The sequence below is a fragment of the Enterococcus sp. AZ101 genome, assembly GCF_050499005.1.
Taxonomy (GTDB): Bacteria; Bacillota; Bacilli; order Lactobacillales; family Enterococcaceae; genus Enterococcus_L; species Enterococcus_L ureilyticus.
Genome location: NZ_JBMHEZ010000002.1, coordinates 300,045 through 324,548, shown reverse-complemented (window position 1 = coordinate 324,548; position 24,504 = coordinate 300,045). Strand labels below are relative to the sequence as shown.

At 37.6% G+C, this 24,504-nt stretch carries 28 protein-coding genes and 1 tRNA gene; 5 read left to right on the top strand and 24 right to left on the bottom strand.

Annotated elements, in window-relative coordinates; all coding sequences use genetic code 11:
• Nucleotides 1-113 precede the first annotated feature (113 nt).
• The 3 genes from IGJ50_RS10905 to map all read right to left on the bottom strand — a co-directional run bounded on the left by IGJ50_RS10905 (nt 114) and on the right by map (nt 3,080).
• The gene (locus tag IGJ50_RS10905) at nt 114-1,250 is read right to left on the bottom strand and encodes a glycosyltransferase family 4 protein (protein ID WP_429950351.1); all 1,137 of its coding nucleotides are present in this window, start codon (nt 1,248-1,250) and stop codon (nt 114-116) included.
• Between the two features lie 131 nt (nt 1,251-1,381).
• Entirely contained in the window at nt 1,382-2,296 is a 915-nt protein-coding gene (locus IGJ50_RS10900; protein ID WP_429950349.1) for a YihY/virulence factor BrkB family protein, read from the bottom strand.
• A 19-nt stretch (nt 2,297-2,315) separates the two neighbouring features.
• Nucleotides 2,316-3,080, bottom strand: a complete 765-nt coding sequence (gene map, locus IGJ50_RS10895) for a type I methionyl aminopeptidase (RefSeq protein ID WP_429950347.1) — start codon at nt 3,078-3,080, stop codon at nt 2,316-2,318.
• Nucleotides 3,081-3,485: 405 nt separating this feature from the next.
• On the opposite strand from map, the gene IGJ50_RS10890 reads away from it, so the two are divergent.
• A complete protein-coding gene (locus IGJ50_RS10890) occupies nt 3,486-3,929 on the top strand; it encodes a flavodoxin (RefSeq protein WP_429950345.1) in 444 nt (147 codons plus the stop codon).
• Between the two features lie 68 nt (nt 3,930-3,997).
• Here IGJ50_RS10890 and IGJ50_RS10885 read toward each other — a convergent pair whose 3' ends face one another.
• The gene (locus tag IGJ50_RS10885; RefSeq protein ID WP_069640501.1) at nt 3,998-4,570 is read right to left on the bottom strand and encodes a TetR/AcrR family transcriptional regulator; all 573 of its coding nucleotides are present in this window, start codon (nt 4,568-4,570) and stop codon (nt 3,998-4,000) included.
• A 255-nt stretch (nt 4,571-4,825) separates the two neighbouring features.
• Between IGJ50_RS10885 and IGJ50_RS10880 the strand changes: the two genes are divergently transcribed.
• Nucleotides 4,826-6,064: an aminopeptidase gene (locus IGJ50_RS10880; protein ID WP_429950343.1), complete on the top strand. Its 1,239-nt coding sequence runs from the start codon at nt 4,826-4,828 to the stop codon at nt 6,062-6,064.
• A gap of 56 nt (nt 6,065-6,120) precedes the next feature.
• On the opposite strand, the gene IGJ50_RS10875 is transcribed toward IGJ50_RS10880, so the two are convergent.
• Nucleotides 6,121-6,194: transfer RNA gene (locus tag IGJ50_RS10875), tRNA-Arg, on the bottom strand.
• A gap of 93 nt (nt 6,195-6,287) precedes the next feature.
• A complete protein-coding gene (locus IGJ50_RS10870; RefSeq protein WP_275579434.1) occupies nt 6,288-6,410 on the bottom strand; it encodes a hypothetical protein in 123 nt (40 codons plus the stop codon).
• A 180-nt stretch (nt 6,411-6,590) separates the two neighbouring features.
• Here IGJ50_RS10870 and IGJ50_RS10865 point away from each other — a divergent pair, with 180 nt between their 5' ends.
• Nucleotides 6,591-6,737, top strand: coding sequence for a hypothetical protein (locus IGJ50_RS10865; protein WP_429950341.1), 147 nt, complete (start codon nt 6,591-6,593; stop codon nt 6,735-6,737).
• A 52-nt stretch (nt 6,738-6,789) separates the two neighbouring features.
• Here IGJ50_RS10865 and IGJ50_RS10860 read toward each other — a convergent pair whose 3' ends face one another.
• Together IGJ50_RS10860 and IGJ50_RS10855 are read right to left on the bottom strand one after the other, a co-directional pair.
• Nucleotides 6,790-7,965 carry a GNAT family N-acetyltransferase gene (locus IGJ50_RS10860; RefSeq protein ID WP_429950972.1) on the bottom strand — a complete coding sequence of 392 codons (1,176 nt, stop codon included), beginning with the start codon at nt 7,963-7,965 and terminating at the stop codon, nt 6,790-6,792.
• 202 nt (nt 7,966-8,167) lie between these two features.
• Entirely contained in the window at nt 8,168-9,571 is a 1,404-nt protein-coding gene (locus IGJ50_RS10855) for a PTS sugar transporter subunit IIC (RefSeq protein ID WP_069640498.1), read from the bottom strand.
• A 316-nt stretch (nt 9,572-9,887) separates the two neighbouring features.
• Between IGJ50_RS10855 and IGJ50_RS10850 the strand changes: the two genes are divergently transcribed.
• Nucleotides 9,888-11,281, top strand: a protein-coding gene (locus tag IGJ50_RS10850) for an IS3 family transposase (RefSeq protein WP_429949949.1) whose coding sequence is annotated in 2 segments (ribosomal slippage) — nt 9,888-10,428 and nt 10,428-11,281 — 1,395 coding nt in all. Because the reading frame shifts where the segments join, the coding sequence is not laid out codon by codon here.
• 70 nt (nt 11,282-11,351) lie between these two features.
• Here the strand turns inward: IGJ50_RS10850 and IGJ50_RS10845 are convergent.
• The 10 genes from IGJ50_RS10845 to sfsA form a co-directional block, all read right to left on the bottom strand.
• On the bottom strand, nt 11,352-11,765 hold the full coding sequence (locus IGJ50_RS10845; RefSeq protein ID WP_069640497.1) for a DUF3284 domain-containing protein: 414 nt from the start codon (nt 11,763-11,765) through the stop codon (nt 11,352-11,354).
• Nucleotides 11,765-11,962, bottom strand: a complete 198-nt coding sequence (locus IGJ50_RS10840; RefSeq protein WP_207121683.1) for a DUF3188 domain-containing protein — start codon at nt 11,960-11,962, stop codon at nt 11,765-11,767. The genes IGJ50_RS10845 and IGJ50_RS10840 overlap by 1 nt, the downstream gene beginning before the upstream one ends.
• Before the next feature lie 20 nt (nt 11,963-11,982).
• Complete coding sequence (locus IGJ50_RS10835) at nt 11,983-12,201, bottom strand: hypothetical protein (RefSeq protein ID WP_069640495.1); 219 nt, start codon at nt 12,199-12,201, stop codon at nt 11,983-11,985.
• A gap of 77 nt (nt 12,202-12,278) precedes the next feature.
• Complete coding sequence (locus tag IGJ50_RS10830; protein ID WP_422851604.1) at nt 12,279-13,712, bottom strand: PTS sugar transporter subunit IIC; 1,434 nt, start codon at nt 13,710-13,712, stop codon at nt 12,279-12,281.
• 152 nt (nt 13,713-13,864) lie between these two features.
• Complete coding sequence (locus IGJ50_RS10825; protein ID WP_069640493.1) at nt 13,865-14,185, bottom strand: PTS lactose/cellobiose transporter subunit IIA; 321 nt, start codon at nt 14,183-14,185, stop codon at nt 13,865-13,867.
• 30 nt (nt 14,186-14,215) lie between these two features.
• Nucleotides 14,216-14,536: a PTS sugar transporter subunit IIB gene (locus tag IGJ50_RS10820; protein ID WP_069640492.1), complete on the bottom strand. Its 321-nt coding sequence runs from the start codon at nt 14,534-14,536 to the stop codon at nt 14,216-14,218.
• Between the two features lie 166 nt (nt 14,537-14,702).
• Nucleotides 14,703-17,417 carry a sigma 54-interacting transcriptional regulator gene (locus IGJ50_RS10815; RefSeq protein WP_069640491.1) on the bottom strand — a complete coding sequence of 905 codons (2,715 nt, stop codon included), beginning with the start codon at nt 17,415-17,417 and terminating at the stop codon, nt 14,703-14,705.
• A 27-nt stretch (nt 17,418-17,444) separates the two neighbouring features.
• Entirely contained in the window at nt 17,445-18,728 is a 1,284-nt protein-coding gene (locus IGJ50_RS10810) for a DEAD/DEAH box helicase (protein ID WP_207121681.1), read from the bottom strand.
• A gap of 26 nt (nt 18,729-18,754) precedes the next feature.
• Nucleotides 18,755-19,756, bottom strand: coding sequence for a Gfo/Idh/MocA family protein (locus tag IGJ50_RS10805; RefSeq protein WP_429950337.1), 1,002 nt, complete (start codon nt 19,754-19,756; stop codon nt 18,755-18,757).
• Between the two features lie 8 nt (nt 19,757-19,764).
• Nucleotides 19,765-20,502: a DNA/RNA nuclease SfsA gene (gene sfsA / locus IGJ50_RS10800; protein WP_429950971.1), complete on the bottom strand. Its 738-nt coding sequence runs from the start codon at nt 20,500-20,502 to the stop codon at nt 19,765-19,767.
• 220 nt (nt 20,503-20,722) lie between these two features.
• On the opposite strand from sfsA, the gene IGJ50_RS10795 reads away from it, so the two are divergent.
• Nucleotides 20,723-21,121, top strand: a complete 399-nt coding sequence (locus IGJ50_RS10795) for a DUF4828 domain-containing protein (protein ID WP_429950335.1) — start codon at nt 20,723-20,725, stop codon at nt 21,119-21,121.
• 55 nt (nt 21,122-21,176) lie between these two features.
• On the opposite strand, the gene hisE is transcribed toward IGJ50_RS10795, so the two are convergent.
• The 6 genes from hisE to hisB are packed head-to-tail and all read right to left on the bottom strand — an operon-like array spanning nt 21,177 to nt 24,469.
• Nucleotides 21,177-21,488, bottom strand: a complete 312-nt coding sequence (gene hisE / locus IGJ50_RS10790; RefSeq protein WP_207121679.1) for a phosphoribosyl-ATP diphosphatase — start codon at nt 21,486-21,488, stop codon at nt 21,177-21,179.
• Between the two features lie 19 nt (nt 21,489-21,507).
• Complete coding sequence (hisI, locus tag IGJ50_RS10785; RefSeq protein ID WP_069640486.1) at nt 21,508-21,813, bottom strand: phosphoribosyl-AMP cyclohydrolase; 306 nt, start codon at nt 21,811-21,813, stop codon at nt 21,508-21,510.
• Nucleotides 21,810-22,565 (bottom strand): imidazole glycerol phosphate synthase subunit HisF, encoded by a 756-nt coding sequence (gene hisF, locus IGJ50_RS10780; protein ID WP_069640485.1) that lies wholly within the window; start codon nt 22,563-22,565, stop codon nt 21,810-21,812. Before hisF ends, hisI begins: the two co-directional genes overlap by 4 nt.
• Nucleotides 22,555-23,280, bottom strand: coding sequence for a 1-(5-phosphoribosyl)-5-[(5-phosphoribosylamino)methylideneamino]imidazole-4-carboxamide isomerase (gene hisA, locus IGJ50_RS10775; protein WP_069640484.1), 726 nt, complete (start codon nt 23,278-23,280; stop codon nt 22,555-22,557). Before hisA ends, hisF begins: the two co-directional genes overlap by 11 nt.
• Entirely contained in the window at nt 23,258-23,884 is a 627-nt protein-coding gene (gene hisH / locus IGJ50_RS10770; protein WP_429950332.1) for an imidazole glycerol phosphate synthase subunit HisH, read from the bottom strand. Before hisH ends, hisA begins: the two co-directional genes overlap by 23 nt.
• A complete protein-coding gene (gene hisB / locus IGJ50_RS10765) occupies nt 23,885-24,469 on the bottom strand; it encodes an imidazoleglycerol-phosphate dehydratase HisB (protein ID WP_429950330.1) in 585 nt (194 codons plus the stop codon).
• Nucleotides 24,470-24,504: the final 35 nt, after the last annotated feature.

Here is a 24,504-nt window from a genome sequence, read left to right as displayed (position 1 = left end):
TTGAACCCATGAGAGCGGAGCAAAACTTATTATGTTTTGTCCCGCTCTCACCTTTACTCAGTCTACAAATTATAACAGAGCTTAACAAATCTAAAAAGAAACGCATCGATTATTTACTTTTTCTTAGAATGTTTGCCCAATCGTTTTTCCATCTGCTGTTGACGAAATTCACGATTTCCAAATACTCGCAAAATATACATCAATGGTTGATGATTTTCACCAACTAATCCAATCATTTCAATAAACAATTCTAAGCCAATAGCACTAAAGACAATCAACAGAATCGAACCGACATTACTTGCATAGCTAAACAGCAATGCTACAAACGAAAAAACTAACGCTAAGCCATAGATCGTCATCACTGCTCCCTTATGGGTAAAACCTAGTGACAGCAAACGATGGTGTAAATGCATTTTATCCGCTGAAGAGATCGGTCGTTTGTTCATTAAGCGTCGAATAATTGCATAGACGGTATCTGTGATCGGTACACCTAAAATGATCATAGGTGTAATCACTGTAATAAACGTAGCATTTTTCAATCCCTGCAATGACATGACCGCAATCATAAAGCCTAAAAACAAAGCCCCAGTATCACCTAGAAACACCTTAGCAGGATAAAAATTATAAGGAAAAAATCCTGCAATACTAGCGACTAAAACAAAAATTACAATTGGAATAAAAACCGTTTTCGCATGGAGGAAAAAATAACCAATTACACCAATTGTTGTTAAACTGATAATGGAAACACCTGATGCTAAGCCATCTAGTCCATCGATCAAATTGATCGCATTAGTGATTGCTAGTATCCAAAATAACGTTAGTGGTAAGCTAAACCAACGTAAGTCGATTTGACCGAAAAAAGGTAAGCTCACAAAATCGATTCGAATCTCTGCTACAAAGTAGATAACTAAGGCACCTAGTAAGATACCCACTGTTTTTTTCTTTGGAGATAACTCATAAATGTCATCGATCAAGCCTGTCGCCACTACTATTCCTGCGCCCAAAAGAATCGGCCATATATAATCTATGGGAATGATCGACTGAAATAATACTAAACAAGAAAACGAAAAAACAAAATAAATACTCAAGCCTCCAGCTGTCGGCATATTTTTTGTATTTATCCTTCTTTCACTTGGCGCATCATATGCCCCTATTCTAAAAGCCAACAGCTTTACTATTGGCGTTACAATCAACGATAAGATAAACGTCAGAAATAGACGAATCACAATTTCATAAATAAACATCGACATGATGACCCTACTTTCTTAATGTACATCGTATATTATACCGAATCATTCAACATTTACAAGTTGGAACAGGTGTTTCCGCTGAAGAAGAAAGTCTAATCTCTTATTCTTTTGTTGAATCAAGCAGATTCAGTCTATTTCTTTGATTTTTCTTTAATCTTATCTACTAGACGATTGATCAAGCCATAGCGGTGTTGAATTTTTTCGTTTGATAGATACTCTTTGACTACTGCATTGATAATACCGCCCAAAATAATGATTGTTGCTGCAAAATTCAGCCATAACATCAGGATAATGAAACTTCCAATGATTTGATAGCTGGCGATTTTTGAGCTGAAATATTTGATATATATCCCAAAAGCTTGTGAAAGCAACATCCAACCGACCGTTGCAAAAACAGCACCTGGAATAATCGAACGAAAACTCAGCTTCGCATTAGGAACAACTCGATAAATCAGACACATAATGACAAGTAAAACCAATGACGTAATCGGCCACTTCAACGCTTGGAAGGTATCAATAAAATCAGTTGAAAAATGCAGTATTGGTTGCAGCAAATCTAAAATCGTTTTACCTAAACCTAAAACACCCACAACACCAACGATTGCAATCATAAACAAGAGAAGCACAAGTAAAGACATAATACGAACAATAATAAAGTTTTTACGTTGTTCAACACCAAAAGCTTTATTCATTGCCGTCTGCAATGCATTGATACTTTGACTAGCACTCCATAAAGCCGCCAACGCAGAGATTGACAGCAATCCGCCCGAACGTTGTGTAAGCAAAGATTGAATTGCTGGTTTTAAGTCATCGAAAATGGCCTTAGGGATTGCTTCTGCAATGTAAGGCAAGACTTCGTTTGGATCGATATGTAAGTACGGCAGCAAATTCCCCACCGCAATCAATAGAGGAAACAGGGACAAAAGTAAATAATAAGCTACCACGACCGACGTATTGCCAATCTCTGAATCAACCATGCGATGCTGTGTTGTTTCAATAAAACGCATAAGGTTTTCATTTTTTTTTACTTTGTCCACCAGTTTCATAAAATTCTCCTCTAATCGATTAGTATGTTCCTTCTTCTCCTTGAGAAGTTAAAATTTTAGGACCATCTTTTGTTATAGCTAGTGTATGTTCAAATTGACAACTTATGCCACCATCTAAAGTATATGCTGTCCAACCATTTGGATCCATTTTCATACGCCAAGTTCCTGTGTTGATCATAGGCTCGATCGTAATGACCATTCCTTCTTTCAAGCGTAACCCTTTACCAGCCTCGCCATAATGAGGAATAACCGGGCTTTCATGAATGGTCGGTCCAATGCCATGGCCTACAAAGTCTCTTACTACAGATAGATCTTCACTTTCTACGTATGTTTGAATCGCGTGTCCAATATCTCCAATGCGATTACCGACTTTTGCTTGCTCAATCCCTAAATAGAGAGCTTTTTTAGTGACTGCCATCAAATGATCTAATTCTGGCGTAGAGTTGCCCACTACATAAGCCCAGCAAGAATCTGAAACTGCTCCTTTTAGATCGATACACATGTCAACTTTGATCAAATCGCCGTCTTTTAACGGTTTTTTCCGAGGAAAGCCATGACAAATTTCATCATTGATACTGCAACATGTTGCATATTTGTAATCTTCAAACCCAATTTGTGCTGCAATTCCACCATGGCTTTCAATAAAGTCTCTAACAAATACTTCAATATCCCAACTCGTCACTCCTGGTTTTATAAACGTACGTAAATGACGGTGTACATCTGCCAATAATTCTCCAGATTCATCCATCATTTCAATTTCTCTTGGTGATTTTAGTGTAATCATTTACTATCGTCCTCCTAAATTTAAAAGCTGAAAGAGCTTGGTCCGCCTTGACTGGAAAATAAAAAAAATAAATCTGGTGCTCCTTACCACAACTATTTTTATCTTTTTCCCGAAACCTTCAATCCATAGAGTTTTAGCTCTTAGGAATTGATACGATTGGGGCAGCGCTTAGTGACTAGCCCACGTAGCTAGATAATCTTTATCTAAGAGTATTTTATCATATTTTATGAAAATTTCACTGAAAAGTAGTTGTTAAAAATCGTTTACTTTCAAATTCCCTCCTCTCGCCTTCCATAAACGGTGCTATATAAGCCGATTCTTCTCCTCTAAGAATCATTTTGTAATTTACATGTCCTTTGTTCTTCTGATATAATCAAAGTGGTATTATTTGAAGGAGGAAATCCAATGACCTTAGCTAAAATCGTTTATGCAAGCATGACTGGAAATACAGAAGAAATCGCAGATATCGTCGCTGAAGCCTTTGAAAATTTAGATATTGAAGTTGAAATCAACGAGTGTACTCAAGTTGATCCTGAGGACTTTGAAGATACAGATATTTGTGTTGTCGCAACCTATACTTATGGTGATGGCGAATTACCAGATGAAATCGTCGATTTCTATGAAGAGTTACAAGAAATCGATTTATCTGGAAAAACATATGGTGTCTGCGGTTCTGGCGATACGTTTTACGATGATTTTTGTAAATCAGTAGATGATTTTGATGCTGTTTTCACAAAAATTGGGGCTGTAAAAGGCGCAGAAAGTGTAAAAGTCGATCTAGCAGCTGAAGAGGAAGATATTCAAAATCTTGAAGCCTTTGCTAAAAAGTTATCAGAAGCAGTAAAATAAAAATCGAACAAATGGAGGCAGGAATAAAACTTAATGGGTTTTACTCCTGCCTCCTCTTTCAATTAGGTTTAAATATCGATATCGATTGGCTCTTCCCGCTGTAAAATCTGATCGATCGCTTCTTTCATTAACTGTTCAATTTGTTGATCACTTGGACGAATGATGCCAGAAGTCATCAAGGCTGCGATGCCTGTTGCAACGATCCATGTGCCCATATGAAGTGAATTGATTTGTGTATCACTTAATTTCTTATACACAGGATCTTGCTTGACTGCATTCGAAAAGTAACTATAGGAAAATTCCTGCATTCTTTTTCCGCCGCCATATTCTTCTAAATACAACGAACGATATAATTTGCTTTCATTTTTAGCAAAGTGAATATAATTCAAGGCTAAGTCCACAATTGTATTTCCAGTATGAGTCACAGGAAATACTTCTTTTGCTAAATATTGATGAATCTTTTCAAATAGCTCTTCTTTTAAATCATCCATATTTTTAAATTCTAAGTAAATTGGTTGTGTTGAGCATTTCATTTTGGTTGCAATGTTCCGTGCGGTGAATTTCGAAAAGCCTTCAGTGGCCACTACTTCGTATGCAGCATTTAAAATCTGATCTTTAGTAATCGTTTTTTTTCTTGCCATAATCTTCCAATCCCCTCTGCCTATCCTTTAGAACGCTTCCATATAAATACTATAGTTATTGTAACACGATTTGTTTAATCTGCAAAATACTAGTCCTTCAATTTATATTATTTTATTTATTTGATTAGACTGGACTTTCGAGCGTCTTTTTTACTAATTAAATAATGACTGTAGCCTTCTCGATTGTTTGAGTTCGTACTCTGTACGTGTTATGATATGGACGATTATATGAATGAAAATCTAGGAGGTTATTCTATGACATTACCGAATTTTGATGAGATTTTAAAAAAATACGCTCGACTTATTGTCGAAACTGGTGTCAACGTTCAAAAAGGACAAAGTATCGTTTTACAAATTAGTGTTGATCAGGCGCCTTTAGCCCGATTAATTACAGAAGAAGCCTATAAATTAGGGGCAGGCGAGGTAATTGTCCAGTGGAATGATGATAGTATTCAACGTGAATTCTTATTACATGCAGACGAAAAATTTATAGAAACTGTTCCTCAATATAAAATAGACCAAACTGATGATTGGGTTGCTAAAGGGGCTAGCCGTATCAGTGTTGTCTCAGCCGATCCTGATGCTTTAGCTGGAGTTGATGCAAATCGCGTCGCTACTTTTCAATCAGCTACTGGAAAAGCATTGGTCAACTTAAGAAAAGCAACACAGGCCAATAAAGTTAGCTGGACAGTCGTTGCAGCTGCTGGAAAACAATGGGCTGAAAAAGTGTTTCCTGATTTGGAAAATAGTGAACAACAGGTTGATGCTCTTTGGAATGAGATTTTTAAAACTACTCGTATTTATGAATCCGATCCAGTTGCAGCTTGGAAAGCCCACGACAATAAGCTTGCCACAAAAGCTGAAGAGTTAAACAAAGAGCAATTTAAAGCACTGCACTATACTGCTCCTGGGACCGACTTAGTCATAGGCTTACCTAAAAATCATTTATGGGAAGGTGCCGGCAGCGATAACGTACGTGGTGAAAAGTTCATGGCCAATATGCCAACAGAAGAAGTCTTTACCGCACCAGATAGACGTCATGTTGACGGTGTTGTTTCAAGTACTAAACCCCTAAGTTATGCAGGAACCACTATTTCTGGAATGAAGTTCACCTTTAAAGATGGAAAAGTTATTGATTTTTCTGCTGAACAAGGTGAAGAGGTACTGGAAAAATTACTAGAAACAGATGAAGGGGCAAGACATTTAGGTGAAGTTGCCTTAGTTCCAGACCCATCTCCGATTTCTCAATCGGGTATTATTTTCTATAATACTTTATTCGACGAAAATGCCTCAAATCATTTGGCTTTTGGCTCAGCGTATGCCTTTAATTTGCAAGGTGGAACAGAAATGAGTGAAGAAGAACTAACAGAGGCTGGTCTAAATCGCAGTCAAACTCATGTTGACTTTATGGTTGGCTCAGATCAAATGGACATTGATGGAATTAGAGAAGATGGTACACGGGTGCCCATTTTCCGTAATGGGGATTGGGCATAAGAGATAATGGTACAAACTAAATCCCTACGAAATGTTAATTTCGTAGGGATTTATTACGTTCCCGACTGGAATCGAACCAGCGACCTATCGCTTAGGAGGCGATCGCTCTATCCTACTGAGCTACGAGAACATTCTTTCTCTATTTTAAAAGTCTTTATAGTCACTGTCAATGAAAAATAAAGAAAGAGGAATCCTGACTTAAAATCAGAATCCCTCTTCTCCTTTATTTTTTACTTTCTTTTTTGCCCTTCAGCATTTTAACGAAGTAAAGCCCTCCGATGACTACAGCTAAAGTTTTGCCGATCTTACCATTTCTTGCAACTTTTTCTTCTTTTGTTTTACTCATACTTTTCACGGCCTTTCATTAATTGACAATTTTGTGCCTCTATATTTATATTATAAGGACTTTCACTAACTTGTACCAATCATTTGCTCCTAAACAAAAAACTCGCTTAGTATTTTTATAGATGTTAGGATAGAACTGTACCACTTGCAATCAACAAAAAAAGAGATGGAGGTAACATGTATGACTGATAAGACAAAAGAAAAGATTTTTGCCGAGCGTCAAGATCAATATAAGCAGGAAAAAGAAGACATTTTTAAAGAAGCCTTAGAAGAGTACCATGACTCCCCTTCAAAAGAAAAGACGCAAGATAATAAAAGGAAACCATAAATCCAAATAGGCGAAGTGAGTGTTTAAATAACGAACTCACTTCGCCTATTTTTTAGAAATAATCAGCTAAAATCGGCTTACCTTTCACTAAACGCTGGTCTAATGACTGGATCAATTCTTCATTTCCACCAAGCTTTCCATAAAACCTTAATTCACTCCCCGTACGATAGCCCATGAAAAGCTGCGTCAAGATTTGGATTGTGCTTACAATCATTTCATCTTCTCTCAATGATTCAGGAATTTGTTCAAGTTTTCTTATAGAACTCTGACCACTTTTGGTTACGCACAATTCCCATATCCCTTCATTCCACTGACCGTACTCATCTTCAACTTTAAGAATATAAGTTTCTTCATTCCCTTTTACAAAAGGATATTTACCAAGAAAACCTTCTAGATCAACAATTCTTCCCATCATAAAAGACGTGATGTTCATTTCTACCAATGGAGAGGACATTAGATAGCTTAAATTCGTGCCGTCAAACCCTATTTCTAAATGAAATTCTCTTGACGAACCATTATGCGAACCAATGAATCGAACGAGAGATTGAAAGGCTGACTTCGTTAAATAGCCCCATTCTTTAATCACAAAGCGTTCTGCACTCGATTGATAAATCAAGTATCCCTGTGGATTTCCCAATTCATCTTCATAGAGTGCAAATTGATTCTTATCATCTAGACCAAATGTATAATTAAACCACCAAGCATCCCGAATCACAGCCCCTCTTTGATTGTTTGGTAAGTCAGAGTAAATGTGCTGACAAACACTTTTAGCTTCTTCATAAGTAACTCGTTTTATCTTACCAGACATGGCCTTCACATTTGGCCAATCTTGGGCTTTAACTGTATAACTAATTTGTTCAAAGACTTGCTCAAAACCATATTTCCGATAAAAAGGATAAGAAAATGGGGCTAAGTAAGCAAGTTCCACCTTAGTTTCAGCTAATTCTGTTAACATCTGTTTCATAATCGTTGAAATACCACCTTGTCCACGATATTCAGGATAAGAAGATACACAACCGATTCCAGCCATTTGATAACTTATTCCATGAAATGCTACTTTAAATGGCGTACAAATCACTTGACTGGTTAAGACATCCTCTGAAAAATACCCATAATTCAAAGAATGTCTAACTATACTCTTAAAACGCTCTTTGCGTTCTTCAGTTCTAGCGGCATTAAAGGCATATGCAGCTAAATCAAACATCCCATCAATTTTTTCTTCACTCATAAGACAGACTTCTTTTTCCACTGTGACCACCCTAACTAAAAGTAACTCTTTATTTTTCATTGTACCCCAATGAAAAACGATGTCCAGAAAAAAGCTAACGCTGCAACCTATAAAAATAACTGGGACACGACCACTAACGTCGTTATCCCAGTATCGTTCATTCATATTCATTTACATTAAACCATCACAATAGCTGTTTCGCTTATTCTTCTGGCTCACCTAGAGTTGGATCCATTTTATTGGCTGCAATCACAAATGGCGCCCAGATTACCAATGCGACAGCCAGATTTACAAGGGTTAAGACAATTGCACGCCAATCACCAGCCGTTGCTAAGAAGCCACTAATGATCGTCGGCATAACCCAAATCACATTCACAACTACAGGATTTACTAAACCAGCCATTGTCGCAAAGTAAGCGATTGTAGCGGTTGCTAATGGTGCAACAATGAATGGAATCAGCATAATTGGATTCAATACAACCGGCATACCAAACATTACTGGTTCATTGATATTGAAGATTCCTGGCCCTAAGCCGAGTTTACCGACTGTTTTGTAATCCGCACGTTTAGAGAACAGTAAGATTGAAATAATCAAAACGAGTGTAACACCTGCTCCACCTGGCCACACAAAAGCCTCAAAGGAACCAGCAACCCATTTATAAGGGATTTCTTGTCCTTGTTGGTAAGCATTCGTATTATCAACCATTGCCACACCATAAATTGATTGTAAAACGGGGGACATAATGTTGGTGCCATGTAAGCCGAAGAACCATAACACATGTACGAGCAACACAATCAAAACAACTGCCCCGTAGCCCTGAGACAAACCAAGTAAAGGCGTCTGAATCGATTCTGAGATCCAGTCAATCAATAGTTTACCTGTTAATTTTTCAAACACATGATAAATCAATCCTGAAACATATAAAGCGACCACACCTGGAATAATAGCAGCAAACGCTTTTGAAACTGCTGGAGGTACTGAATCAGGCATTTTGATGACAATATTTTTCTTGATCAATTTAGCAAAGATAATAACAGAAATAAAACCAAAAATCATTGCGGTAAATAAACCTGTTCCACCCATGTATTGACTAAATGGGAAATACCCCCAAGCACCTGCATCTACTGCTGAAACACCATCAACTGTGTTAACAGTAGCACCTGCATCCGTGAAAAGTTGGGCAATATTCTTTGGCAATTTTTCGGCCAAAGTAACAGTCGCTGTTGCACTTTGTGGCAACCCAATAAAAAATGCAGCTAATGAGACCAACATACCTGATAAAGCATCGACATCATAAGCTCTTGCAATGTTATAGCCCAAAGATGCAGCAAAAACAACGGCCATGATCGCTAAGGTTCCGGTCCAAACTAAACCATTGATTGCAATCACTGGTTCAAAGAAACTAGTAATAGCATTCCCTTCCCCAATATACGTGTTAGGGAAATCACGCATAAATGCATTTAACAAGACAGCAATGGCTCCCGCCATCGTAACCGGCATCATACCGATAAACGCATCTCTGAGTGCAACTAAATGTTTCTGTGACCCAATTTTCGCAGCTACAGGTAAAATGTATCTTTCCATCCAAGCTGTTAATCCATTCATTTTTTTTCCTCCCAAAATTTATTTATTCAAAAAGCTTTCACTTTTTAAAACAGATTCATCCAGACCAGTTCATAAACGCATTTACAACACAAAAATGTTGTATCAATATAATCTTACATTCTTATAATAAGCAAAAATCATGCCAAATTGATCTAGACCAAAACCTTTGTATCATAAAGCGCTTTCTTTACACTCTGCTTTTACACACAATATACACAGTGCAATTTGTGTGTAAAAGAACGTAAAAAAAAGAGTGCCTTTATGAAGTGAGCCCCCTAAGTTAGACCAGAAAATCTAACTTAGGGGGCTTTTTATAGTGGCTAAATATGATTATGACTTTAAAAAATCAGTAGTTGAAGCGTATCAGAGGGGAGAAGGTGGGTATGTGGCTCTAGCTCGCCGATACGGTATTCCAGCGGATTCAACAGTAAGAAAATGGGTAAAGATTGTAGAAAAATTGGACTTTAATGCCTTAAACCGACGTAAAAATAAACAAACTTATTCTTCCCAATTCAAGCAAGATGTCATACACTATTATTTGACTAGCGGTGACTCTTACCTTAATGTCGCATTGAAATATGGATTGCCATCTGGAAATCTACTCCAACATTGGCACCAACTATTTCTGCGTGAAGGCATTGAAGGTCTCTTACCGAAACTGAAAGGAAGGCCTTCAATGACTAAGAAAAAGAAGAAACAAATACCAAAAAGGCCGTTAACGCGTGAACAAGAACTGGAACGAGAAAATGAACTGCTTCGTGCAGAACTGGCCTTCGTAAAAAAGCTCCGAGCTTTAGGGATGAATATCCCAGATCGACTCAAGAACGAGATGCACGAATCATCCACGAACTCCGAAAGGAGTTCCGATTAACGATTCTTCTTGAAGCGACAAAATTTCCTAAAGCGACATACATGTATTGGCAAAAGCGATTGAATCGTGGGAATCCAGATGCCAAGCTAGAGGAAACCATTCAAGAAATCTTCGAAGAAAACGATGGGAACTATGGGTATCGTCGGATTCAAATCGCCCTGAACGAACAGGGAGTAAAGGTAAATCAAAAGAAAATCCGTCGAATCATGCGTAAGCTTGGGCTGAAGAGCGTAAAGTTTACACGCAAATCACGTAAGTACAATTCCTACAAAGGGACTGTTGGACGAGTGGCAAAGAATCGGATTCACAGACGATTTGTTACCTCGGTTCCTCATCAAAAGATTACAACTGATACTTCTGAATTTAAGTATTATGAACAAGATACGAACGGAAAACCTGTCATCAAGAAGCTGTATTTAGACCCATTCCTAGATCTGTTTAACGGGGAAATTCTGTCCTATCGAATATCAGAAAAACCAAATGCAAAGGCCGTTCTTGATGCTCAAAAAGAAGCCATAGAACAAACCGCGGACTGCCCCTATCGTCGGACTTTCCATTCTGACCAAGGCTGGGCTTACCAGATGAATGGTTATAGAAAGCCTTTAGCGGAGAAAAAAATATTCCAGAGCATGTCCCGAAAAGGGAATTGTCTTGACAATTCACCGATGGAAAGCTTCTTTGGTCTATTAAAGCAAGAAATTTATTATGGTGTGATTTATACAAGCTTTAAAAGGTTGAAGAGGGCAATTAAAGAGTGGATTAATTACTATAATCATCACCGAATCAAAACAAGGCTCGGCTGCAGTCCCGTTCAATATCGCAAACGGATGACCGCATAAAAACCCGACCAAATTTCTTCGGTCGGGTTATGGTCTAACTATTGGGTCTCACTTCATTATGACACTCTTATCAATATGACTCTTCCATCATTTTTAACATTTTAGTAAACTGGCGTTTTTTAAAAAACATAAGTATCGTACCAAGTACAGCATCATTCATTTTTTGTAAAAATCCATACGATTCCATTTTTTCATTATACCGAATTTCACACGATTTTTCATCTAGTGGTTTGATATCATATTGAACCAAGAAATCATTTTTTGTGGTAGATGTTCGAAAATGGTAAGACGTATTTTCAACAAGTTTTTCTACTTTGATACGCGCTCGACTATTTTTCGAAAATTCCTTAACATATTCAAAGTTGTTGAGTTGTTTTCTGGTTAAACTTTTGCCCGTATGCTTTCGTATATCAAACAAAACAGAATCCATGACTTGGTCATAAAAAACAGATGCAGGAATATTCATTTTCTTGATAATTTCCATTATCTTTTCACCTCGTTGTTCTTTTTCTTATTTTGTTCTTCTTTCTTTCTTCCTTTGAAGAAAAAGTAGCCTCCAACAACTACTAAGAAAATACCTGTCGTCATACTTAACAAATCATATTTCATTGATGCAGGATTAAGCGCATATAAAATTATAATTAAGCCAATACTGCAGACAAATAAACCATTTCTTACCATTTTACATCCATCCAATCTTTTTAAACTGCAGCTGCTTGGAAGAACAAGACACCGCCCCAAGGTTGTGCTTTGATTAATTCTTTTGCTTTTTTAGCTGCTTCTTCTTTGTCCCCTGTTACGTCAAATGCTAATTTGATGCCTTTTTTTTCTTTAAAAGTGTATGTAAAATCTCCACCCTCATAGCTTTCTAATAAGTTCTTGATTTCTTCTTGTTGCATTGCACTTGCGATTGTGATCATTTTAATCTCTCCTTAAATAATGAAGCAGTTGCTCTCACCTTGTTAAAAGTGAAAGCAATCCGCTATTTAATTTTAGTTTATTCGAAATCAGTTGGTTCCATTCTGTTAGCCGCAATAACGAACGGTGTCCAGATCAAGAATGTTACAACCATACATACAATTGTTACGATTGGTGCTCTCCAGTCTGCTCCTGTTGCTAAGAATGATAGCAAGATTGGCGGAACAACCCATGTTACTTGTTGAGATACTGGCGCTACTAAGCCGAAGTATGTTGCCAACCAACCAATTGTTGTTGCAACAACTGGTGCTACTAAGAATGGTACAAACATGATAGCATTTAATACGATCGGTAAACCAAACATGATTGGTTCGTTGATGTTGAAGATACCAGGTCCTAATGATAATTTACCAACAGTTAGGTAATCAGCACGTTTAGAGAATAACAAGATAGCAATGATCAAGACGATCGTACCACCTGAACCACCAAACCACGCAAAGGCGTCAAATGAACCACGAACCCACATGTACGCTTTGCCTTCATCAATAGCTTTCAAGACAGCTGGTGTACCAGTCAAGCCTTTGTAGCCTTTTTGGAAAATATCGATATTGATCAATTGTGCTTGTCCCCAGATTCCTTCTAAAACTGGTGCCAATACGTTTGGACCATGAATTCCGAAGAACCAGAAAATTTGAACAAAAATTGTTACAATTAATACCGCACCTAACCCTTGAGATAAGCCCAAGAATGGTTCTGCAATATATTTTTGGACCAGATCGATGATCAATTGTCCATTTGTTAATTTACCTACTACAAAGTTAATAATTGCGATAACATATAACGCGATCGTTGCAGGCAAGATCGCAGCAAATGCTTTTGATACTGCTGGCGGAACTGAATCAGGCATTTTGATCGTAATATTCGCCAACATTAATTTACAGAAAATAATAACAGAAATTGCACCCATGATCATGACAGTGAAATATGCATTACCATTTAGGTGATCTAGTTTTAACCAACCCCAACCGCCTGCTGTTAAGCCTTCAGCTGTAGCTGACCAACCAGAATCTGCAGAGCCAGCATTGATTGTGTTCATTAATTCTTTTGGAACAGCTGTCTCTAAAGTATTAGAATAAGAAAAAGCAATTCCTTGAATCAATGTTGCCAAACCAACGATACCACCAGCTAAGTCGTTTACTTTGTACGCTCTTGCTAGATTATAACCCCAAGAAAAAGCAAAAATCAAACCAGCAATTGCCAAAGTTCCGTTCCAAACAAATCCATTGATGCCAATAATAACATTAATAACTGCAAAGATTCCCTTGTCTGCGGCAAGGTTTGTTGCGTAATCAGAGAAAAATTGTTGGGGCAAGTCACGAATTATCGCGTTGATCATTACGGCGATCGAACCTGCCATTGTTGCCGGCATTGTCCCAATAAAAGCATCACGTAGTGCGACTAAGTGCTTTTGTGCACCAATTTTGCCGGCCACAGGTAGAATGTATTTCTCCATCCAGGCTGTTAATCCATCCATTTTTTAATTCCTCCTATAAATAATATATATTTAAAGAGCAAAGATACTCCTTAAAACAATGTAGTTGTTAAAGCTCCGTTCAAAAACTTTAACCTCTATTTTCTTCCGTTCAAAAAAGAAAATAACATAGCTTACTCGTTGTCCATACGGCGATATAAATCAATGATCTCTTTTGCTAGATCTGTAAAAGCGATCGATGTCATTAAATGATCTTGACTGTGAACAGTCAATAAAGTCACTTGGATATGATTTCCTTGCGCTTCTTGTGTTAGCATTCCTGTTTGAGAATGATGTGCTTGGACTAAAGATTCCTCTGCATCAACGATTTTTTGATCTGCTAATTCAAAATCTCCTGCTTTCGCAGCCGCAATCGCTTCCATTGCATCGCTTTTAGCATTCCCACCATACATAATCAATCCCATTACTGCTTCTAAATTTTGTTGATCTTCCACGTTTTGTAACTCCGTTCATTTTTTATTTTTTTATTTGTCCATTAAAGCAATTGCTTGATCAAGGACTTTCTCACCATTCATCATGCCATAGTCTGACATATTAATTACATCAAACGGAATACCTTTAGGTGCTAGTTTTTGTTCAAATTGCGCTTTCATGAAACGAACTTGCGGACCTAAAAGTAATACGTTTACATCTTTTGCTTCTAAGTTGTTATCAGCATCTGATGCAGATACTGCAAAAATGTCTGTTTCCATTCCACGATCTTCTGCTGCCTTTTGCATTTTTGTTACTAATAGACTTGTACTCATCCCTGCTGAACATACTAACATAATTGTTTTTTTAGCCATTATTACCACTCCTTCTAATTTTTTTGTACTTACACTTTTATATAAAGCAAGAAGTGTGCCAAAGATACGTATAGACCAAATCCGATTGTAACAAGGGTTTTGGTCTATACATATTGTGTACACACTATTTTCCATTAGCTACACACTGATTCACGTGTACACACTACTATATTTTTTTATACTCAGTTGCTACTTCGATCCTATTTTCTAAAAATAGTTGCGTTAGGTGGGCAATATCCGATTCTGTAAAGGATAAGCGATATGTTTTTTCAATTGCCATCAAATTAGTTCTGATTACATCTGATTCTAAACGGTTTTTCTTCATAAACTCCGTCAGATTATCGAATTCGTTTGATTTTTCTCTTTTTAAAATCCCATCGATTAAGAAAGCTAGATGAATCACGATCCCTGCGTCTACCCCAGGTTCGACAATAATATGCATGTCCGTTTGAATCTGATGTACTGTTTTTTGTAATGTAATAATCAATTTTTGTAAAGAATCAACTGCTGTAATCGTTCCACTTAATGATTTCACGATTTTTTCTGTCGGCACTTCATCGCCTGCAATACGTTTTAGTACGTTCAATTTTTCATCATCAAAGATATCGTATGCAGAGAAGAAGGGAATATTCTGATACTCAACATCTACTGTTCCCGCAATGGCTTTGATTTCATATTCTTCCATTAAACTGTCGATATGCTTTTTAAACGCTTCACGTTCTAAAAATTGCATTTGGATAATTTCGACTTTGTTTTCATCAATCACAGGTAAAATTCGCTGATACAGTTTAGCGGCAACGCCTTCCCCAGTAAAACAAGTCACAACAACAGCTTTTTTGACTTCTTCTCGATTTTGAGGACTGGTTCTAAACTGTTCTCGGATAATACTTTCAAAGGACATTTGAATATTTTGGTAGATATCTTCTAAGCTTCGTCCAACACTAGCCATCCGGATCGCTTCTAAAACGATCATCGTACTAGTCATAGTAATCGCTTTTGTCCGAATACCCGTTTCTTCAAAAATTAGATTTCCAAATGAGTTCAATGAACCCATATCTGTCAAAAGCAACATCCCATTCACCAATTTCTCGCGATGACTCAAGACAAAACTTTTTAATTGTTCATACATGGTTTGAACTTCCATTGTAAGCGGCATATTCATCGCTGCACCGGTTTCCGTGCCAAGTAATTCTTGCGCGGTTTTTAACATACTGGAAGCTGTTGAATCCCCATGCATCAAAACAACTACACCTACATTATTTTCGTGAACTTTTTCTTTGTTTCCCACATTGATCGATAAAAACATACTGATAAACCCAATTTCGTCGAATGGGATTTCAATATTGTTCTCTTCTTCGATAATGGCAGACAAGTCCATTGCTACTTGAAATTCTTTTTTCATTTTCTTACGGACATTATTCAAATTAGGATGAACGATCACATGCCCTTCTCTCACTCGATCAATGGTACTTTGTAGATGTAGGGCAAACGCAAAGCGAGCTTTTTCATTATACATACGTTCTAATCTTTTTTCTGCAATATCATATAGGCGGTCTGTCAATTTCCAAATCGGTTCTGGTAATAATTCTTTATGCACAGGATTTTGTGTCAATTCGTCTACATAGGTTTGAAAATAAGCATCCATGTCACTAGAAATCAGCTGTTCTAAATTCACATTCTCTAGTTCGTTTGCTGATAAGGTTGCAACTTTTTCTTCAATTTCATTGTACACTTGCATATCACGAGCTGGATCTTGTGACCAGACCACTTCATTTGTCCCCGGCTCAAAGCTTAAATAATTACTTTTGCTATCAACAAAGCGATCTAAACGATCCGATACTTCTTTGATTTTTAGTAATCCTTTTTGCACTTGCAAAGGTAAATCTCGTTTTCGGATGACTAAACTAGACTCATTATGCGTACGATAATGCAGGAATGACTTGGCACAAACCAGTTTCAAATCTCGCTTGACTTGACCGATATTCCCTTCTGCTTCATAAAGCATAAAAGCCAAAATGGCTTCTCGTTTAATATCGATCCGCTGATTTAAACGGTTGGCTTCTTGTTTGATAAACAACGAGATAATGTCATAGCGCTCATCCAGCGAGCGAGCATCTAAGGACGGTAACGTGATCGCCATTGGAATTCTGCGGTTAAACGTCGTCAAAAAGCTTTCTGAAGATTCTGTTGTTGCCCCAATGATTTGGACTGATGCTTCATAGGTTTGACCACTTTCACCAAGTGGACGATAGATTCCTTTATCAATAAAGGTAAAGAGCATTTCTTGTCCTTCTGGTGGTAAACGATGGATTTCATCTAGGAACAGAATCCCGCCATCTGCTTTTGACATCAAACCAGGACTGTCTTCATTTGCCCCAGTATAGGCTCCTTTTTTCACACCAAAAATATGGCCAAACAGTAACTGTGGATTCTGAGCATAGTCAGCACAATTAAATGAAACAAACGGTGCGTCTGATGCCAATGTTTTAGAATCAACAGCAAAATGATACATACATTCTGCAAAAAGCGATTTACCGGTTCCAGTCTCCCCAAAAATAATTGTATGTAAGCCACGCGGTGGATATAAAATCGCCGCTTTTGCCTGTTGGATACTGACCTTTAAAGAATCTTGTGCTCCGACTAAGTTATCAAAGGTGACCTCGCTAGAATTGTCTACATGAACCTTTTCTTCTTCCGTTACAACGGAATAGACAACTGGACGTCCGTCACTTTTAATTATTTTCTGTTCTTTAAATAGCTCACTTAGATAACGACTGGCATTGCTTCGATCGATTGCCATCTCGTTGGCAACATCAGCTGCTGTCATCCCTTGTTTTTTTAGTTCTAAAACTGCTAAAATCTCGTCTTTTCTCGATTTCATGGATAGCCTCCTCAAATCATGACGTTCTTACTTATTCTCTATTATTGACGATTTGCGTCTAGCACCTTTATTTTTATTGTTTTTTGGACGCTTTTTAGGCTTTGCTGTCTGCCCACTAGTGTCTTTTTTTGTTGGTGCATCTTTCTTAGGAGTCGCAGTTATTGCACCTTTGTCTTCAGTAATACTTTTTTCTTTTCGTGTTGAATGGATGGCTCCATCGTACAGAAAGACTTCTTGGTAAGGGAGCTCGATTTTTTTCATCAAACGTTGATAATCTCTTTTCGTTGCATCGTTGACAAAGGTGATGACAGAACCTGCAGCACCCATTCGGCCAACACGTCCAGCTCGATGGATATAGCTTTCTTCTGATAAAGGGACTTCAGCATTGACAACAAAGGGAATCGCATTAAAATCTAAGCCTCTAGCCGCAATATCCGTTGTCAAAAGCATTACTGCCCGTTTTTTAGAAAATTGATCGATCGCTAATTTACGTAAAGTTTTGTTCTGATCCGAAGCTAATCCAGCCACCGCTAGTCCTTCGTAAAGTAATTTTTCTTCCACAGAGCCTAGATCAGCCACTTGATTGAAAAAGACCATTGCACGAAAATCCGGCGTATACGCTAAACTTCTTAAATAGTCACTTTTTTTCCGCGGTGATAAGGCTATAAAATGATGATTTACAACTCCACTGGATTGATCTTCTGCTGTTACATCGATCACGGTCAGCTGATCTGCTAATTTTTGCGCTTCTTCGGCCACTCGATCTGCTGTCGCTGAATAAAAGACTAATTGAAATTCTGTTGGTGCACTCGTTAAAATTTGTTTCGTTAAATTTAATTCTTTTTCATGGAAAAGCTGATCCACTTCGTCCATCACAATTGTGTGTAACAAGTGACTTTTAATTTTTTTGGTCTTGATCAACTCTAATACTCGCCCAGGTGTCCCGATTAAAATTTCAGGTTTCTTCTTCAATTTCTCGATTTGACGGCCTACATTTGCCCCGCCAATCAGCGTTTGTGTTTTTAAATGAAGTAACATTGCCCAATCACGAACAACTTGACTAATTTGTACCGCCAATTCTTGTGAAGGCGCTAAAATCAATAATTGACTGCCTTGACCTTTTTCTACATTTAAAAGTAACGGCAATACATACGCTAATGTTTTACCTGAGCCTGTTGGTGAAATACCTAGCACATTTTCTTTTTCTTTTAAAGGTTGGAAGCTTTTCTCTTGAATCATTGATGGCTCGCTAAAACCAGAAGCTTGCCAATGGGTTTGCCACGCTTCTGGTAAATTTTTAATAATTGTCATAATAGTCCTTTCCTCATTAAAACTACTTAATCTTTGTCGGCATCAAACACAATACCGGCACTTTTCCTTAATGTTGTAACAACTTTATTCACATTACGTGACAATTCCACCCACTCTTCATAACGTACACCTATCGTTGGATCATCAGGATTTTCTAGTACATCTGCAAAGTCATGGGCTTCTTCGATCATCGGATTTTCTTCGGTCGTTAACGCAATGATATCACGTTCCTGGTGATTTCGATCATGAAATTCAGCTTTGGAAATTGCGTTCACACTATCCAAAATCAATGTGCCGCCTTCAAAATATATTTCGGAATCTAAAAATGAATCTGCATTTTTTCCAGTTTGAAGTGTCACATCAAATAAATCATATCTTAAAATCGCTGTCCCGATCCCATCAACACCAGTTTGAATTTTTCTTGCAAAATAATGACTTTCATTTGGCAACCCAAACCAACCAACAGCGGCATAGACCAAGTAAACACCTAAATCAGCCATAGCTCCTCCAGAAAAATGGGGAGAAAAAATATTTGGTTCTTGTCCGTCAAGCACTTGATCATAACGTGAGGAGTATTTCATATAGGTGAAATTTGCACCTGTAATTTGATTTTTTAAAGGTAATAGTTCGCCGATTTTTTTAAAGCTTTTCTCATGAATATTTCGTGCTGCTTCAAAAAAGAAAACTTGTTGTTGGTTTGCTAATTCAATAATTTCTGCCATCTCTTCAGGAGTTGAGAAGGCTGGTTTTTCAACAATAATATTTTTTTTTGCAAGAAGTGCTTGTTTTGCTTGTTCAAAATGTAATGAATTAGGAGAAGCAATATACACTGTATCCATATGAGAAATCCCAAAAAATGTCGCTAAATTTGTAGCGTATTCAACATCACCATATTCTTCACCAAATTTTTGAGCCGTTTCCAGCTTGCGTGAATAAACAGCAGTTAAATCATAGCGATTGGTCTCCAATGCTGCCTTGACAAATTGATGGCTAATCCAGTTTGTTCCAATAATACCTAAGTGAATCATATTTACCCTCACCTTTCTGAATTTGGATCTTCAAACATTTTTGTGACATCAAATGGTACTGGATGTTCTATTGCTATTGTATCAGGTGTGACACGACAATTGTAAGCAATGACACTTAGACCTTGTTTTTGCCCCGACAAAATCATTGCTGCTAAGGCTGGCTGCATGTTGGTATGGATCGTAGCCGCTTCAACGTTTTCAAACTGAATCACAAATAAGACATAGCTTTGATAGCCCTCTTTGATGGCTTCAATCAGTTCAGTCACATGTTTTAAACCACGTAAGGTTGGGGCATCAGGAAATGCACCTAACTTGTTATTTTCTAAGGTCATTCCTTTGACTTCAACAAAGGCTTGATGTCCTGTATCTGTTTCTACCAATATATCAAATTGAGACTGTGCAAATTTTTTTTCTCTTTTGACTGTGACGATCTTTCCTTTTAAATCAGGTAAAACGATTGTACCATCCACTAATGCTTGAGCTGCTAACGCATTAGGAACTTGACTATCGATATTGAACCAAGCATCCTTTTTTTTGACCGCAATCAAATCATAATCTGTTTTTCTCTTTGGTGAAGGCTGGTACGACAACGCAACTTCCACCTCTGGATAAAATAGTTCTTTACAACGACCAGTGTTTTTTACGTGAACCGTTACCATTTTACCGCTTTCACGCAGACGACACTTTGCAATAAAACGATTTGGTCTATCAATAAAATGTGCTAAATACACGTTTGGATATGTAATCATTGTAACACCCTTTCTTGAAAACAATACCATATTTTGAATGAAAAAGCATCGTCAAACTTTTGTTTTGACACTCCATGCGTTGAGCAAAAAATTTAGTCGAAAAAATGAGTTGGATAAATCAAAATACCAACTTCATTAAGTTTTTTTATAGGAAGGGATTTTCGAATAGTCTGTTTTTTAATTTCGTGCTATGATTATTTTGGAGGAGAATGATAGTATGAAAAAACATTGGTCATTATTTTTAGGTGCATCACTTGTTACTGGAATCGCTGGGTCATTATTCTTGAAAAAGAAACAGGAAAAACCTCAGGCTGATTCAATTATTCCTAATTTATATAAACGTTATTTAGGGAGCTGGTGGTTCGTTAACAAACAAAAAGCGATTCAACATACCTTGAAGATTGAAAACGATCTCCAAATGTTTGTTGATGGCAAAAAATTAAGTTATATGCTAGTTGAATTAACGAATAAACGGTTAGTAGCCCAAGATGAATATGGGTATCATCTCATCGTACAATGTCTAAATGGTAACCCCGCTTCATTGTATGATGAAGCAGATGATGTTACGTATGTTCTAGAAGCAGTTGATTCTTTGAATGATCCAACTGAAAAATAAAGCAGCCTGTCTCATAATTGTTTTTTATGAGAGGCTGCTTTATTTTTTAACTTTTTTAAAGTTCATCAATTTGTTTACGCTCTTTGGTTTTACTTAATTTTCCTTCTCTTTTCGCTAATTCAGCTATGATTTCTTCCAAAGAAATGTCTCTTTCAACTAACAAAACAAGCATATGATAAACGAGATCAGACGTTTCAGCAATTAGTTCTGCTTGATCATTTTTAGCGGCAATGATCACCTCTGTCGACTCTTCACCAACCTTTTTCAAAATTTTATCTAATCCTTGTTCAAATAAATAATTGGTATACGATCCTTCTTTTGGGTGTTCCTTACGTGCAAGTATCTCTTTATATAGCGCTTCGATCATACGCCTTACCTCCTTTAGGTTAAATAATCACATTAAAAAAGCAACTATGTTCTCCAGTATGACAAGCAGGTCCTGTTTGCTCTACTGTAATAAGTAATGTATCTGAATCACAATCCGTCACGATCCGTTTTACTTTTTGAGTATTGCCACTTGTTGCTCCTTTATTCCACAACTGTTGTCGTGAACGTGAATAAAACCAGGTTTGTTTGGTTTCAAGTGTTTTTTGATAACTTTCTTCATTCATATAGGCCAGCATTAGTACTTCCTTTGTTTTTTCTTCTATTATGATTGCAGGTAATAAGCCTTTCGTAAAATCTGGTTTCATCGACGAACCTCCATCCCGTTACGTGCTAACTCTTCTTTTAATGCTGGAATTGCTACTTCGCCGTAATGGAAAATACTCGCAGCTAAGGCGGCGGAAACTTTGGTCTTTTGGAATACTTCTACGATATCCGCTGTACTGCCGCAACCGCCTGACGCAATAACTGGGATATTCACTGCTGAGCAAATGGCTTGATTCAAAGCAAGATCATAGCCTTCTTTAGTTCCATCTGCATCCATACTTGTCAGTAATATTTCACCTGCGCCCAATGCAACCACTTTTTTTGCCCAGGTGATTGCATCTATTCCTGTATCTTCACGTCCACCTTTCACAAAGACATGCCAAGAATCTTCGACTCGTTTCGCATCGATTGCTACTACGATACATTGTGAGCCAAATTTTTCTGCTCCTATTTTGATCAATTCTGGTTGTTTGAGTGCTGCAGAGTTGAGAGATATTTTATCTGCCCCTGCCTGCAGCATCTTTTTCATATCCTCAATTGAGCGAATACCGCCACCTACAGTCAAAGGAATAAAAACTTCTGCCGCAGTTCGTTCAACCAATTCAATCATCGTCTCTCGCTCATCACTTGTCGCCGTAATATCCAGAAAAATCAGTTCATCTGCTCCCTGATCATTATAAAAGCGTGCGATATCAACAGGATCACCAACATCTTTTAAGCCAACAAAGTTCACTCCTTTAACGACACGTCCATCTGTCACATCTAGACACGGAATAATTCGTTTAGTCAGCATATGCTTCTACCTCCAACATTTCTGTTAAGGTGATCGCCCCATTGTAAAAGGCTTTACCAACAATTGCTCCGGATAAACCTAACTCAGCTAGTTGTATTAAGTCTGCTTGACTACTTACGCCACCAGAAGCAATGATTTGTACAGCTGGTACAGCTTTTAAAAGCTTTTCATAGTCATCAAAAGTTGGGCCAGTTAAGGTTCCATCTTTTTCAATATCTGTATAAATGATCGTTTTAACCCCAATTGCTGCCATTTCTTGTGCCATTTGTAAATAATCGGTTTCACTAACATCTAGCCAGCCACTGATTGCTACTTTTCCATTTTTAGCATCAATCCCAACTGCAATTTTATCCCCATACTTTTTGACTGCTGCTTTCACTAATTCAGGATCTCTTAAGGCCGCCGAACCGATAATGATCCGATCGATCCCAATTGCCACATAGTTGTCTATTTGCTCTATTGTCCGGATTCCTCCGCCAAGTTCTATTTTTAAACCCGTCTTTCTCTTCATTTGCTCAATCAAAGAAGCATTTTCTGCTTTTCCCACTAATGCACCATCTAAATCAACGACATGCATCATCTCTAGGCCTGCATCTTTAAATTCTTGTGCTTGCGCTACTGGATCATTATTCACAATCGTTTTTTGTAAAAAATCACCTTGCACTAAACGAACCGCTTTTCCTTCTCTAATATCAATCGCCGGCAATATTCGCATGTTCGACCACCTCCTTAAATCCGTTTAAAATCATCAGTCCTGCTTCACTACTTTTTTCTGGATGAAACTGTGTTCCGTATATATTTCCCTTTGAAATCATTGCTGGTATTTTGATTGAATATTGTGCTAACGCATCAATCACATCAGGTTCACAATCTGCGTAATAAGAATGAACAAAATAAACATATTTGCCGTTCACTTCTTTTGTGAGCGAGGTTTCATGGGTGACGATCAGTTCATTCCAGCCCATATGCGGCACTAGTAAATTAGGATCATCTGGCAATCTTTCGCAAAGCCCTTCAATCAATCCCAAGCCTTCTGTAAAACCATTTTCTAGGCTCCCGTCTAGTAAAAGCTGCATCCCTAAACAAACACCTAGAATGGGTGTGCCTTTTTTAGCTGCCGCTTGGATCACGTTGACTAATCCCCGTTTTTTAAGCTCCTCCATCGCTAATGAGAAAGCACCGACACCCGGTAAGATCAAGCCATCTGCTGCTTGTATTTCAATAGGATCAGCCGAAATTTTATTTTCTAACCCAACGTAATCTAATGCTTTTTGGACATTTCGAGTATTCCCTGTATCATAATCAATGATAATAATCATCTAAAGTATTCCTTTCGTGGAGTTGACTCCTTGAATTTCTGGATTTTCAGTAATGGCTTCTCTCAATGCTCGCCCAGTCGCTTTAAATAGTGCTTCGATTTTGTGATGGGTATTTTTCCCATGTAAAATTTTTAAGTGAAGATTCATTTGAGTATTGAAAGCGAGTGCCTGAAAAAATTCTTCAGTCAATTCTGTATCAAATGAGCCTAATTTAGGATTATCAAATACGGCATCAAAAACAATATATGAACGCCCACTTAAATCCAATGAAGCCATCCCTAGCGTTTCATCCATTGGTACAAAACTTGTCCCATAACGATTAATGCCTTTTTTATCGCCCAACGCTTCACGGATACACTGACCTAAAACGATCCCAACATCTTCTACTGTGTGGTGACTATCTACGTCCAAATCCCCCACAACATTGACTTCCAATGAAATACGACTATGACGCGCAAACAAAATCAGCATATGATCAAGGAATCCAACTCCTGTTGCAACAGTTACTGGTTCTTGGCGATCTAAATCTAGCGCTAATTCAATTTTGGTTTCTGCAGTTTCTCTTTTTAAAGTAGCTGTTCTCATTCTTCTTCTCCCTTCAAATTTAAAGACATTAGTCC